Source organism: Balneola sp., from assembly GCA_003712055.1.
GTDB lineage: Bacteria > Bacteroidota > Rhodothermia > Balneolales > Balneolaceae > RHLJ01.
This window is the reverse complement of the sequence record RHLJ01000005.1, coordinates 25,073-38,513: the sequence shown is the minus strand read 5'-3', so window position 1 is coordinate 38,513 and position 13,441 is coordinate 25,073. Positions and strand designations below refer to the sequence as shown.

The following is a 13,441-nucleotide window of genomic DNA, read 5'->3' as shown; positions in this document are numbered from 1 at the left end:
TGAAGTTTAACTTCGCTATTAAATACTTCCTGATGTATATGCCTCGTACAATTCCTTTTTCAGTTGTTCTTTTGCTCGATGAATGAGGCCTTGAACCGATGAAGCGCTCCTTTCCATAATAGCGGCAATTTCATCGTATTTAAGACCTTCCACTTTGTTCAATGTAAAAGCAACTCTTTGAGCTTCTGACAAGTTTCCTATTGCATCAAACAACATCGCTGATCGTTCTTTGTTCTCCAAATCTACTCCCGGATGATAAAATGGACGATCTTGTTGGAGCTGATCTACATCGTCATCTGAATTAAAAAGAGCCTGAAAAAACCAACTTCGTTTCTTGCGCTTTTTATACCTGAGCAGATTCAATGATTTATTTATCGCAATCCGATACACCCAGGTAGTTAATGCTGAATCTTCCTGAAAATCGTTTATCGAATTATACACCTCGATAAATACTTCTTGTGCTACATCTTCAGCGTCTTTTTCATTATGTACAAAGCCAATCGCGGTATTAAACACCTGGTCTTGCAGAGATTCCACCAACTCTTTAAAAGCCGTCCGTTCTCCTTTTTTTAACCGGGTGATTAATACCTGATCGTTTACCAATGCATTACTAATTTGCATGGTTGGAAAGTATGCTTTTGACTGGAAAAGCATAATCCCAATTACCTTACCTGTTCCCCTTTCGGAGCTGTTGTCCTTGTTGGGTTCTTTTCATTTTGTTCTTACGTCCCTGCATAGTATCAAACTTAAGCTGCTGCTCTTCTGTCAAGAGGTTTCTTATTTCTTCCCGGCTGCTTAGCTGAATGAGTTGTAGTTCGGTTCTTAAATCACCGATTTGACGTACAACATCTTCTGCTTTCCCAAAATTAGCATTCTCACTAGTAGTAAGAGATCTTAGCTGCGCTTGTTTTTCGCGGAGTTCATTTTGGATGGGCAGGATGGATTTTTGAGTTTCCATCTTGATAGCTTTCATCTGTTCTTTTTGCTCGTCGGTCAAATCCAGACCCAAACGATCATTTTGTTGCTGAGCCTGCATAGCACGTTGTGCCAGTGCTCGTCGTTGTTCTCCCCTTTGTTGGGCGAATGCCTGGGTACTTGTAATCGCAAATACTGCAATGATGAATAATTGGGCTACTCTTTTCATAGCGTGTTCCTATTCTTTTTTTCTTTTTTGATTGAGTTTATTTGAGGCCGCCTCACTTACTTAGAAACCAAAAAAGAGAAAAGCGTTCGGAGCTGGACAATTTTTCAATTAAGAATTATTCAATGATCAATTAGGAATAAAAAAAACTTGTCATTTCGTTCGAAATGACAAGACAGAAAAACTATTCCTAATTGATCATTCTTAATTGAACATTGAATCATTGACTACCCCACTACATTAACCATCTCAAAAATAGGCAGGTATAGCGCTACTATAATGGCACCCAGGATAAGCCCGATGAAAACGATAAGTACGGGTTCGATGACCGAAGTTAAGCCTTCAACCATGATATCTACTTCTTCTTCATAAAGGGTACCTACTTGATGGAGCATTTCGTCCAGACTGGCTGTTTCTTCTCCAACACTAATCATTTGGGTTACCATGATGGGAAAAATGAGACTCTTATGAAGTGACTTGTTAAGACTCTTCCCTTTGCGGATTGATGTACCCATTTCCGCAATCTCCTGATTCAAAATGCTATTAGACGTGGACTTCTTTAGTACCTCTAATGATTCTGATAACGTAACCCCGCTATGAAGTAAGGTAGACAGGGTACTGGTAAATTGACTTACCAAACCTTTGGAGTACATGGTCCCGAAATAAGGAATTCTCAACCTCAAAATGTTTACAAAACGATTGCCTTTCTCTGTTTTTACCAGGAACCGCAACAGCATGAACAGTGCAAACAGGATGAACAGGATGATGATCAGGTTTTGGGTCAGAAATTCACTTACAGTGAGGATGATTTGAGTAGGCCCGGGAAGTTGAGCATCAAAATCCCGGTACATATCTACAAAAGTTGGCACTACAAAGACCAGCAAAAAGCTAACCGCTGCAATAGCTACTGTGATAATGATAGAAGGATAAACAAGGGCCATCCTGATCTTCTGCTTTAACTTATAGGCTTTCTCCTGATAACTAGAAAGGCGCAATAATACATCATCCAAAACCCCGGAAACTTCGCCAACTTCAGTTAACTGGATATAAATAGAATCAAACACCGAACTATAGTTCTTCATCCCCTGAGATAAGCTTCTTCCGCGTTTCACTTCCTTCCTGACATGGCCAATAATTTCTTTAAACCGCTTATGACTGATCTGCTCAATACTGGTATCCAGCGCTTTGAGCAGCGGGAGCTTTGCTTTAAGCATTACGGCCAGGTTCCGGGTAAACTCAATAACCAGCTTTTCGGGGACTTCCTTTATAAAAGGCAGCTTTATCTCCCGGGACATAAGCCCTTTTGAAGTAGCTCCTTTTTGTTGTTTTGCTATGGTTTTAGGAAGTCCTGCCATTAATGATTACTTAAGGGGTTTCCATAATACAGGTTTTCTGGACGAGAGCATATAGTCCTGGGTAAGACTTCGCCGGTCTTTACTTTGAACCAGTTGCCAGCTTATAAGTTGTTCAGAAAGTATCACCGATGGTTGAAAGTTCACAAAGAGAGTATCCATTGGATAAATCTCCACATTAGCCCCATTCATTAATAATGGGCTTCTCCGATTATGGTACGTTCTCTGCGTCTCAAGTCCTGTATTTAATACAATCAAGGTATCCTGTACCTCTACATTGGTTGCGGATAAGACATCTTCAAATACCCTGTTCTCAATAGCTGAATAACTGGAATAAAACTCTGTATTCGCTCTCCAGCCAATCATCTGCTTATTAATGAAAAAGAATACGGATCCGGCTATTCCAAGAACAATGGATACTATGGTGATAGACACCAGGATTTCCACAATGGTAAACCCATCTTCTTTTTTCAGATGCTTTAATACCATAGTCGAGCTGTTTGTAGCGTTACCTTTGGAATGCCGAGGGTATCTCTTTTGAAAACCTCCACCTTAATTTCATATAGATGATCCCTTTTTGTTACTTCCTGCTTAACCCACCAGTTGTTTTCCGTAACCATCACTTTTGTTGAATCATTTTCGACAGCAAGGATGCTTTCCATAGTATTCCTGGCCAGGTTATGGGCTACAATCTTATCCTTACTCAAAGTGTTATTCCCTATCATAGTTAAAAACATCGCGGATGGAACAAATACAGCCAATAAAATAGCCATCGCGATAAGCGATTCTACCAGGGTGTAGCCCTCTTCGTTATGTGACAATTTATTCCACCACATTCCAATCCAGTATTGAATATCGGGTTGTATCTGAAAATCCAATCGGAAGCACAAAATCATCCGGCCGTTCGGTAACATCTATGGTTACATCTTTCAACCAGTTGATGTAACTGGTTGGGGATTCATAAAAGTAGAACTGATCTGTAAAGACGCTGCCATACACCGTACCCAGTAGCTCCGTTTGTCCTCTGGTATAAAGCCCTCCCCGAACGGTAGCCTGCTGGCCTATACGTACCTGCAATTGTTCTCGATTAAATGGATTGGGTTGATAGGGATATAAAAGCATCCCATCTACTACAGACTGATCACGGATGTCAATCACTTCTGCTTTTCCGGCATTGGAAAATTCTTTTGAGGAATACACCATACTTGGGTAAAGTAAATAGGCCTGATCTCTGATTGTGACTTCTCCTTTTGAAAGTACCTGAGCTGCTGACCGGGTACTACCTCCGATTTGTAACGATGTTCCCGCATAAAATAGCAGGTGTGTTCCTTTGGTTACTCCTCCAACTAAGAGGGTGTCTTCCACAATGAATTTTGAATAGGGAGCGAAAGTATAGGGTCCATTAATAGTGAGGTTTCCTTTTACTATTACCATAAGCTCTCTTTTTAAGGAGATCTCCTGATTGGATTCCCACACTATATCCCCTTCTAAAAACAGGGTATCCTGAGTTATTACTTGTGGGTTAATGCCGGTAAATGACGAATCGAAGCCACGCAACCTGGTATTGGTGAATAAGGATTCGAAATATTCTTCTTGAAGCTCAAAAAGACCGGTATTGAATTCCGGCATCCCTCCTTCTTCTTTTAGGGATGAAGTGGGAGCATCCATTACTCCCCTGAACGGTACTCCCTTGAAGTCTTCTTCCCTGATGGTTTGGTTCGTGGAATAGACCTTTCCAAATACGTTGGTGGTACCGGTTACGGTTAAAGAGGAAGTGCTATCTCCTAGTGCTATAGCTGCATCGGTTAGTCCAATGGATTCATCACCAATGAGCATCCTTACTTTCTTGGTTTGATTGGATATAAATACTTGCGACTGGATGTCCCAGAATCCTCCAAATGGAATAGCTGTAATTGAAGCTGTATTTCCAGACGAAAGTGACACTAATGCCTTCGATGTATAAGTCGGGGTTTCGGCTTCCAGGTTTAGGTATCTGAACACCCCTTCTTCAGCAGCATACCAGGCTTTGGTGTTATCTACTCCCCGCTGTATAAACCTCCCTTGAAGTATAATCCCTGAAAAGATGGCTCCAATAAACAGCATAATGATGACGGAGATAACCAGCACTGTTGCCAGGGCAGAACCTTGTTCTTGATGGAGGATATGTTGGGGGCTAAACACCTTTTATGATAGGCATTAACAGGGTTTTATTGAAGGGGAAAGTCGATGTAATTCGAACCCATTTCCCAGTCATCCCGGACAGCCCGACGATAGGAGGGCGTGATCCGGGATCTGTGAAGTGTGATTCGTTGATGAAGCAATTGCTAGATCAAAGGCTGCTTCCCCTACAGATCCCTCAACCTGTGCTGAACTTGATTCAGTATCGGGGTGCGGGATGACGATGTCGAGCGGGGCTCGGGATAGCGATGGAGGATGTAAAGACTAAACCTCGTTCCCAAGCTCCTACTTGGGAATACATTTCAGAAACTCTAACCTCGTTAAACCTCGTTCCGTAGCTCCGCTGCGGAACTCAACTTGGAGCCCTGCTCCTAATATACTACCCCTTGTATATCGCATTTAGGTAGTCGCTTTCAATTCCTAAATAATTTCTCATTGAGGAGTATCTCCAGTCTTCAGAGCTATCAACGAAACCAGCTTTCACTGGATTGTAATGGATATACTTCAGGTAGTTGGTCATCTTTATTTCTGTATCAATTTGTTTTGGATACGATCCTTCCTGCCAAATCTGGTAATCCGATTCTACTTTTTTTGTTACCCGTGCCTTCTTTATCTGGCTCAATAGTATCCTTCTATTTCTTTTTGTTAGCGAATCTATAATCTGGCGCGCTGTATAGGATTTAAATTTTCTGATTTTGTTGGAAAGGTCATTTGATTCTACAATAAGATGTAGGTGATTGGGCATAATGACGAATCCATATAGGCGTACAGAAGATTGTTCCTGCATATAGTTCATTGCTTCGATAATGATAGAGGCAACTTGAGGATCATGGAAAAGCATTATCCCGTCTACAATAGAACAAGTGATGAAGTACGGGTAATACTCTTCATGGAATTTAAATCGGCTTCTTCCCATTTATTAGTCTTTTATGGGGTAAGACCAAACTCAGACCGAGTCCTTGCAATCTTTTTTAGCTGAAATGGAGCAGAGCTCTATTGAATAGAGTTCAGCACTGCCCGAACAGAACGGTTCCGCAGCTGAGCTACGAAACTAGGTTACACGTCCATCTGCTGAATAGATGGAGGATATGTTGGGGGCTAAACACAATGATCATTTGGTCTTTAAGCTCTAATCCTAAACCTTAGGAACGAGTTAACAAACTCAGACCGAGTCCTTGCAATCTTTTTTAGCTGAAATGGAGCAGAGCTCCATTGAATAGAGTTCAGCACTGCCCGAACAGAACGGTTCCGCAGCTGAGCTACGGAACTAGGTTATATCAACAGCATCAGTTGCATCATCAACTACAACTAGGTTATAGTCATAGATCTATTCGGTTATTAGCATATTGAATATTAGAATATAGTAGACTATTGTACTTAATATCCCAATCTGATTTATTGTAATAAGCTTTTATGGCTGACTCAAATCTTACTGGAGCAACAAATTCCCTATAAGTTAATATTTCTTCTTCGTGTTCTAATGCTTCTCTTATAACTACTCCGTCAAAATTCTCTATATAAACAGGTTCAGTTCCTATTTTATAAAATGGAATTTGAATGTCACTTATATTTGAAGAATTATTGGCAATAACTTGCCAATGCTTATGATAAAATTTGGCATCAAAGGTATTTCCGAAAAGCAAAATCTTATCTTTTATAATCTTGTCGATTGACGGTCTAACTTTATATAATTTTTCAAAGATTACTATTGTGTAAGCTTTTTTTTCAGGGATCTTGATGATCTGCCCATAGGCTAGATTCCCTTTTCCTATATGAAATTCGAAAATATCACCAATAATTAATTTCATGAATTAGCCTTTTTATTCTTTCCTAATCACGTTCTTTTTATTAGAAGTTTGTCCATTTGGGTTTGACTTATTTCTCGGTCCACCTCTTAAATCTAATGCTCTTTGCTCTTTAATGTCTAAATCTGTAGGGAAATCTCCACCTGGATCTCCTCTATCAATAATTCTAAAACTAAAATCAGAATCAGGATTTGCTCTAGCATGTTCTGATTGTCTAGCCATATCGTATTTAGGTAATCGCTTTCAATTCCTAAATAATTTCTCATTGAGGAGTATCTCCAGTCTTCAGGGCTATCAACGAAACCAGCTTTCACTGGATTGTAATGGATATACTGCAGGTAGTTGGTCATCTTTATTTCTGTATCAATTTGTTTTGGATACGATCCTTCCTGCCAAACCTGGTAATCCGATTCTACTTTTTTTGTTACCCGTGCCTTCTTTATCTGGCTCAATAGTATCCTTCTATTTCTTTTTGTTAACGAATCTATAATCTGGCGCGCTGCCTCTTTTCTTGTTGGGGCGGGTTTCCTGCTCGGCGAGAAAGGCTTTGATGTGGGCCTGGCTGATGTGGTGGAGCGTGGTAAGTTCCCTTTCCTGCAGCCAGTGCAAACACTCCGCTAACAGGGTGGGTGCCCCGGTTTGGGTGGCCTCCGAGTACCCTAACACGCCCAGCCAGTCGGTGAAGGCTTCTAACGAGTGCTTATACATGGGAGTTAATTCGTTCATGGTTTTTGCTACCCCTCTCACGTTTTGGTGAGCCACTGAGCTACTTGGGATTCAGGAGGTTATTTTGTTTGTTATTGCTTGGGTTAAGTGGCTCATTTTCTCCGTGAGCTACTTCGAGCCACTTCTGAGCGTTTCCAATACCTGGTCCAGCAGGCTTTGCACTCCATTTTTCAGCGCTTCATATTCGCCGATGTCGGTTAATTGGTAGGCAAAGCCATTTTTCTTGTCCCCGCCCGCTACTTCCACCAGCCCGTACTGGCGCAGTTGGAGCAGGTATCTTTTCAAGGTGGAATAGGCCATGCGCATCGGACGGCGGATGTCTTTGGCGGTGAAGCTCTCCAGTTTGTTCCGCTTCAAATGGAATTTGAGTTCTTCCAAAAAAGAACGGCAAGCTCCACTCAGTTCATCGCTTTTCCGAAGCAACACCGGAGTCGCTAACCGATTCGCCCACTCAATATCTTCCAGGTTCGTTTGAACGGCTTCGTCTTTGCGCTCTCGTTGGTGCTGGTGGTAAAAGGTAATGGTGTTGATCAGGTCTAAGTATAACTGGTTCGCCCTCCGTTGGGTAAACACCTGCCCGGGAAGCCCGAGCTTCTCAGCAAACGGGTTTTCTACCCGCACCGGCTCCAGCATTCTTTGGCTTGCCCGCAGAATACGCTGTGCTTCTTCTCGCTTGTCCACGTCGATTTTTCCCGAAGCTAATCGCCGTTGGTAGTCCAGGATGCGCTGGTCTTGTTCGGGGGATTCGTCGAGGGTGAGCAGCAACGCACGGTTGGCATTGTCGGAGTAAATGGCCTCTTTGGTGGTGGCAGCTGCCACACTGACCGGACCTTCGACTTCCAGGATCTCCGTTCGGAGCGTGCCCCTCGGGCCTTTCACAGCTACCGTTTTGCTCAAGCGCCCTTTGCTTTGGAGTTCCCGCAAGGGATAGAGTACTTCCTCGGCCCCATCCAGGTCTTCGATCAAAAGGAGTTTGTGTTTGAGCTGGTCGCCTTTAAAGTAGTAGAGGGCATTCCCGCTCAGGCTGGTTACTTCCAGCACATCTTCGGGCGGGAGCAGCCCCGCTAAGGTCTGCTGCAGGTGGGTTTTTCCAATCCCGCTGGCGGCCAAACTGACGGCGTGTAAGGGGCGGGCGGTCTTGCGCGAACTCATCACCAGCCACAACAGCAGCCGGTTTATCTCTTCACCTACGATTCCGGTTTGTCCCAATAATTCCTGGGTGCGTTCCATCAGCTTCGGGGATTTGAGCCATTTGGTCGCTTTCGTCTTTTCGGTTCCGGTAAGGATAGACTTCTTGGTCTTGGATTTGGAAAGGAGTTCTAACTGGGACATACGCCAGTTTTCTAATTGGCTCGTTAAGGTTTCCAGCGTTTCGGTGATCTGTTCTTGTGGCAACTCGAATAAGCCTGCTATTTGTTCAGTGAGTTTTCCGACTTGGCTGGAATGGTAGAGGTCTAAGTTCTGACGAATGGGTGCTTCTTCTTTCTCGATTTTCAAGGTAACTCTGAGTTTGTCCAGTCCACCTAATTTTACTCCGCCTAAAATGGTAATGGTTATATCTTCCGTAGTAAATACCGGAGCTTCGGGGTTGGTCGTGTCGAGAGTAGCAGCTTTTTTATCAGGCATACAAAAAAGTTTATAGAACTAATTCGTTTCAAAGATAACGGATAGTGTCTATAATGCAAATACTCTTAAGTTTTGTTTTGAACTTTTTTGTTCTATACTTTCGCATTGAATCGCATTTACCTGTTTTATATAGACTGTATGAGTTTCGGACAACGCCTAAACCAAGCCCGTAAAACCAAAAACATGAGCCAGGAAGAACTGGCCTCCATATTGGGAACCAAAGGCCCAGCTATTGGAAGGTATGAGCGGGATGAGATGAAGCCTTCTATAGAAGTAGCTTCCAATATGGCGGATATCCTCAACGTATCTTTAGATTGGCTGACAGGCCGTAGCCCTCTGCAACTCGATCAAGCCATGATCAATCGCGTTTCCCAGTTACAACAACTCTCCGAGCAAGATAAACAGCATATCCTGTATACCCTCGATGCCATGCTCCGCGATGCCAAAACCCGCAAAGCTTATTCCTCCTAAAAACAGCTACCGGAAGCAGGAGCTTCCCGCCCGCATTCCGAATGTGGACATTCGGAACGAGGTTAAGCTTTGTTACCTAGCTTTTTCTGCTTTCTATGTAATAAATAGCTCATTCCTGCCGAACCTAAAAAAACTAATATCGGAATGATCGAGGTAACCCAGAAAGTTAATCTATCAGAGTAAATTTTTGATGGTCCTAAACCTATAAAATTTATGAATAGAATATAAAATAGAGTGCTTGCAACAATTACAAAAAACACCTCAAAGATTATTAAGAACCCTCTTTTAAAACTCATTTCTTTCTTTTCCTCCTCAAGTTTTCGTAATTCACTTTTAGATAAACAGGACGGTTGTGCTTGCTAAAGGCGTTAAAGAACGTAGTACCGTTTGCACATAAATCGATACAACCTCTTGATCCAGGAAAAGTTCCACCATGAATCGAGAACCCACTTCGGTTTCCTACCTGATCAGGACTGAGAAACAAGCGATTCTCTCCCCAAGCCACTTTACCTCCTGGCCATTGTCCGCGCTGAAGAAGTGCAGCTGCTTTTTGCGCAACCGACAAGTCCGCCCAATTTTGTATCTGACTGGGGTCAGCTAAATACCACCCTTCAGGAATAGGGCCTACATTTTCGATCCCCTGTTCGTCCGGGTTTGTCTGACCATCTTCCCCTAGTACCCCGGAAACCGCCCAAAGGCTTAAATCCGATCCATCCTCTTGTAGCCAGCTTAGCGTTTCACCATCATAAGCTAATAACTCGATCATTCCATGTTGTTCTTCCATTACTTTATTCCCATCATCATCATACTCGCCCGTCCAAACATCCATTTGTGGAGTATCTTCGTGGTAATGCCATGCTTTTTCGTCTGCACCATCGGCCTGGTAGTAATACCATTCCTCTCCGGTCGGGTCAATGTATATGAGCGGGTTGTTGGCTACATAACTGTATGGGCTCAGATGAGGATACTGATCCGCTAAGGGATCAATCTGATTAAACCTCCCCGTTACCAGGTCATAGCCACGGGCGTTGGCATGATAGATATCCAGCCCGGCTTCGTCATCGAGTTCGTAGCCGGTGAATTTGTAGTTGTCGTTGGGGTTTGCACTGTTACTCGATCTGCCAGGCATAGTTAGCCCAAACGGATAATAGTCGGAGCATTTTTTTGGGGAAGAGGAAAAAATTTTACCCTCTTGCATTCCTGGGATAAAATCGGTGGAGAAATTTATATGTGCCTCTCTTACAAGCATATAGCAAGGTCGATGATCTGCCCTTTACATGCAATTAGGTTTTCCCAAAGTGGTTGATCTTTTATGAGCTTACCGGGTGGAATTGCTCCTCCCCGACAGTGGTCGGGATTCCAACTGTTACATAACCGTGCGCATCTTATAGTAAATCCGTTCATGTGGGCCTCGGCTGGCTCGGTGGGCGGCCTCCTCGGCCACGCATTCACTGCGCTCTCCTATAAGCCGGTTATGTAAAGTTGGGGCAAATCGGGGCGCTGTTCGGAAAGGCAAGGAACCAGGGCAACTTTACATAATGGCGTTATGGGCACGGCGGAGTCTGCCCGTCAGAGAGCTACGCGAAGCCTTGACCATAATTACCCATTATGTAACCATCCGGGAAAGTTGGACGGGGTATTGGCTTTGAGTTAGGAAAGGACTAAAGTTCTACTTGAATGTGTAACGTACCGCCCAGGCCTTCTTCCACCACTTTTCGTAGCGTAGACACTCGGACATCTCCAACGGCCCGTTCCAGCTTGGAAATGTAGGAACGTTTGACATTCAATTTTTCGGCGAGCTGCTGCTGGGTCATGTTGGCTTCTTTGCGTTTGCCACGGATCAGTTCGGCAATAAACCAGGCTTCGGCCTTCTGCTCAAAATCAGTGCGCCCTGGAGTGCCCACTTTCCCGTACTTGCGGTCAAAGTGTTCGTTAATGGTCTTAGGATTCTTTGTGTTCATAATAGGCTCCTCGTAACTGTTTGGCTTTTTCTATCTGCTTGCGAGGCAGTTTCTGAGTTTTCTTGGTAAACCCGTGGAGCAGGATTACCAACTTACCTTCGTCAAAAAAGCAGAACACACGATAAATATCGCTGCCCACTTTAATGCGTATTTCATAGATACCGTCTTCTATGTGCTTAAAGAACTTCTTGGGAATCCGCTCCACGCTCATCACCAGATGCAACACGTAATCGATTTTCGTCTTTACGGGGTCAGACTGGGCGTTGTAAAATTCCCAAAAATGATCTTCAAAAGGTTCAAGTATTCTCATAATGTCTACGGCAAAAGGTAACTAATTAGTGTCTTTTTTAAAACCCCTCATTTCAGCGGATGGAAGCGTTCGACGGATTGTTTTAACGACTCCAAACCGCCGAGCAAGTATCGCTCCGTAGAGGAAACGTACTTGTGCCCCGCCCAATATTGCACCTGGCGAAGGGAGTGTGTTTTGAGCCAGTTCGCAATTACGCTGGCTCTGATCTGGGGAAATCCGGTAAAGAACCCGTGTTGGTTTTTGAGTCGCTTGGAGAGCTTTTGGAAGGTGTTTCCGAGTTTGTCAGAGCTTCCGGCGGAGATAAATAACTTTGGAATATCGAACCCTTTTTCTTGGAGGAGTTGGGGACGGATTTCGAGTTGGTAACGGTACAATTCCAACACCTGGAACGGTTTGAGTTCCAGCGTTCTCCCGTTGCTTTGTTTGGTCGGGAGAATCCGAATGGTTCCTTTTTCCAAGTCTAAATGTGCTGGTTCCAAGCGTTCTAATTCTCCCGTGGTAATGCCTTGATAAATGAGCAGTCTAAGCATGGTTTTGTTTCTGGATTCAACCGGAGTGTTCGAAGAACACTCCGCAACTAACACTTCCAACTGTTCGGCTTCCAGCAGATCATGCGGAAGCCGCCTCTTTTGTCCTTTTAAAAACAAATTCTCGGCTGGGTTGGTGCCTCGCATTCCTTCGCTCTTTTGCCAGCGCAGCCACCAACGAACCGCTGTAAGCCGGGAAGCAATGAGGTTCCGGCTTTCTCCCAACGATCTTCGGGAGCGGATAAATTTCAACAGTTCGGAGTACGTTATTTCCTCGACAAGCTCCGCTTGTTTCCATTCGGTAAACAAACTCACATTAAACGCATAGGTTTGAACCGTCTTTTTAGCCAATCCTTTTTCTCTCAGGAATTCTTCAAAGTTCATAGGTAAGTTCTTCTTTTAGGTGCGTGTAAATCTGGGTGGATTCAAGGGAAGAATGTCCCAAAAAGCGTTGGATTTCGGCCAAAGGCATTCCATTGCGGAGCAGGTGCGTAGCGATAGAGTGCCGCAGGGAGTGCAACCCGATTTCTTTGGGGATACCCGCTTTCTCTACCAGCCCAGCCAGACGCAGGGCAATACTTTGTCCTTGCGGTCGGCGGCTCCGATAGCTGACCAGGAGCGAGCTACTTTTGTGTTCTTTTAAGAGTTTTGGTCTGGCTTCGATCAGGTACCAGCGCAAATCCTCGGCCACTTGCCCAGCCAGGGGAACATAGCGTTCCTTGTTTCCCTTTCCTTTTCGCACGTAGAGCAGGCCACGGGAAAACTGCACGTCCGCCACATCCACGGCCACGCCTTCGCTTCTTCTCAGGCCACAGCCATAATACAAGCCCAACATGGCCCGGTCTCTTAATCCATATTCATCGTCCGAACACGCCTCATACAATCGCTTAATTTCCTGTTCAGTTAACACGGTGGGGAGTTCGGGATTGGCTTGGTAATACTCTAAACTGAGTTCTAAATGTGCGGTGTTTGTCTGAGCCAGGAACGTATTCCACAACTTCAATGCCTGCACGTATTTGTTCAGATAGGCCGCGCTGAGGCCTCCGCCTCTTTTCTTGTTGGGGCGGGTTTCCTGCTCGGCGAGAAAGGCTTTGATGTGGGCCTGGCTGATGTGGTGGAGCGTGGTAAGTTCCCTTTCCTGCAGCCAGTGCAAACACTCCGCTAACAGGGTGGGTGCCCCGGTTTGGGTGGCCTCCGAGTACCCTAACACGCCCAGCCAGTCGGTGAAGGCTTCTAACGAGTGCTTATACATGGGAGTTAATTCGTTCATGGTTTTTGCTACCCCTCTCACGTTTTGGTGAGCCACTGAGCTACTTGGGATTCAGGAGGTTATTTTGTTTGTTA

The 13,441-nt window shown here is 44.3% G+C and carries 18 protein-coding genes; 1 reads left to right on the top strand and 17 read right to left on the bottom strand.

Annotated features, from left to right (window positions below; all coding sequences use genetic code 11):
• Window positions 1-18: 18 nt before the first annotated feature.
• The 11 genes from ED557_12170 to ED557_12120 all read right to left on the bottom strand — a co-directional run bounded on the left by ED557_12170 (window position 19) and on the right by ED557_12120 (window position 8,828).
• Window positions 19-621: an RNA polymerase sigma factor gene (locus ED557_12170; protein ID RNC80127.1), complete on the bottom strand. Its 603-nt coding sequence runs from the start codon at window positions 619-621 to the stop codon at window positions 19-21.
• 46 nt (window positions 622-667) lie between these two features.
• On the bottom strand, window positions 668-1,144 hold the full coding sequence (locus ED557_12165; GenBank protein ID RNC79887.1) for a periplasmic heavy metal sensor: 477 nt from the start codon (window positions 1,142-1,144) through the stop codon (window positions 668-670).
• Window positions 1,145-1,368: 224 nt separating this feature from the next.
• Window positions 1,369-2,496 (bottom strand): type II secretion system F family protein, encoded by a 1,128-nt coding sequence (locus tag ED557_12160; GenBank protein RNC79886.1) that lies wholly within the window; start codon window positions 2,494-2,496, stop codon window positions 1,369-1,371.
• Between the two features lie 6 nt (window positions 2,497-2,502).
• On the bottom strand, window positions 2,503-2,982 hold the full coding sequence (locus tag ED557_12155; GenBank protein RNC79885.1) for a type II secretion system protein: 480 nt from the start codon (window positions 2,980-2,982) through the stop codon (window positions 2,503-2,505).
• Window positions 2,973-3,407, bottom strand: coding sequence for a type II secretion system protein (locus ED557_12150; protein ID RNC79884.1), 435 nt, complete (start codon window positions 3,405-3,407; stop codon window positions 2,973-2,975). The genes ED557_12155 and ED557_12150 overlap by 10 nt, the downstream gene beginning before the upstream one ends.
• Window positions 3,316-4,674, bottom strand: a complete 1,359-nt coding sequence (locus ED557_12145; GenBank protein ID RNC79883.1) for a hypothetical protein — start codon at window positions 4,672-4,674, stop codon at window positions 3,316-3,318. Before ED557_12145 ends, ED557_12150 begins: the two co-directional genes overlap by 92 nt.
• Before the next feature lie 376 nt (window positions 4,675-5,050).
• Entirely contained in the window at window positions 5,051-5,587 is a 537-nt protein-coding gene (locus tag ED557_12140; protein ID RNC79882.1) for a transposase, read from the bottom strand.
• Between the two features lie 403 nt (window positions 5,588-5,990).
• The gene (locus tag ED557_12135; protein RNC79881.1) at window positions 5,991-6,479 is read right to left on the bottom strand and encodes a hypothetical protein; all 489 of its coding nucleotides are present in this window, start codon (window positions 6,477-6,479) and stop codon (window positions 5,991-5,993) included.
• 116 nt (window positions 6,480-6,595) lie between these two features.
• Window positions 6,596-6,928 carry a hypothetical protein gene (locus ED557_12130; protein ID RNC79880.1) on the bottom strand — a complete coding sequence of 111 codons (333 nt, stop codon included), beginning with the start codon at window positions 6,926-6,928 and terminating at the stop codon, window positions 6,596-6,598.
• A gap of 10 nt (window positions 6,929-6,938) precedes the next feature.
• Window positions 6,939-7,238 carry a hypothetical protein gene (locus ED557_12125; protein ID RNC79879.1) on the bottom strand — a complete coding sequence of 100 codons (300 nt, stop codon included), beginning with the start codon at window positions 7,236-7,238 and terminating at the stop codon, window positions 6,939-6,941.
• 72 nt (window positions 7,239-7,310) lie between these two features.
• Window positions 7,311-8,828, bottom strand: a complete 1,518-nt coding sequence (locus ED557_12120; GenBank protein ID RNC79878.1) for a hypothetical protein — start codon at window positions 8,826-8,828, stop codon at window positions 7,311-7,313.
• Window positions 8,829-8,966: 138 nt separating this feature from the next.
• On the opposite strand from ED557_12120, the gene ED557_12115 reads away from it, so the two are divergent.
• Complete coding sequence (locus ED557_12115) at window positions 8,967-9,299, top strand: XRE family transcriptional regulator (protein RNC79877.1); 333 nt, start codon at window positions 8,967-8,969, stop codon at window positions 9,297-9,299.
• Window positions 9,300-9,361: 62 nt separating this feature from the next.
• Here the strand turns inward: ED557_12115 and ED557_12110 are convergent, their stop codons facing one another.
• The 6 genes from ED557_12110 to ED557_12085 all read right to left on the bottom strand — a co-directional run bounded on the left by ED557_12110 (window position 9,362) and on the right by ED557_12085 (window position 13,403).
• Complete coding sequence (locus ED557_12110) at window positions 9,362-9,595, bottom strand: hypothetical protein (protein ID RNC79876.1); 234 nt, start codon at window positions 9,593-9,595, stop codon at window positions 9,362-9,364.
• The gene (locus tag ED557_12105) at window positions 9,592-10,548 is read right to left on the bottom strand and encodes an RHS repeat-associated core domain-containing protein (GenBank protein RNC79875.1); all 957 of its coding nucleotides are present in this window, start codon (window positions 10,546-10,548) and stop codon (window positions 9,592-9,594) included. The genes ED557_12110 and ED557_12105 overlap by 4 nt, the downstream gene beginning before the upstream one ends.
• Window positions 10,549-10,960: 412 nt before the next feature.
• Window positions 10,961-11,260 (bottom strand): XRE family transcriptional regulator, encoded by a 300-nt coding sequence (locus ED557_12100; GenBank protein RNC79874.1) that lies wholly within the window; start codon window positions 11,258-11,260, stop codon window positions 10,961-10,963.
• Window positions 11,241-11,573: a type II toxin-antitoxin system RelE/ParE family toxin gene (locus ED557_12095; protein ID RNC79873.1), complete on the bottom strand. Its 333-nt coding sequence runs from the start codon at window positions 11,571-11,573 to the stop codon at window positions 11,241-11,243. The genes ED557_12100 and ED557_12095 overlap by 20 nt, the downstream gene beginning before the upstream one ends.
• A 44-nt stretch (window positions 11,574-11,617) precedes the next feature.
• Window positions 11,618-12,481 carry a hypothetical protein gene (locus ED557_12090; protein ID RNC79872.1) on the bottom strand — a complete coding sequence of 288 codons (864 nt, stop codon included), beginning with the start codon at window positions 12,479-12,481 and terminating at the stop codon, window positions 11,618-11,620.
• Window positions 12,471-13,403, bottom strand: coding sequence for a hypothetical protein (locus ED557_12085; protein ID RNC79871.1), 933 nt, complete (start codon window positions 13,401-13,403; stop codon window positions 12,471-12,473). Before ED557_12085 ends, ED557_12090 begins: the two co-directional genes overlap by 11 nt.
• Between the last annotated feature and the right edge of the window lie 38 nt (window positions 13,404-13,441).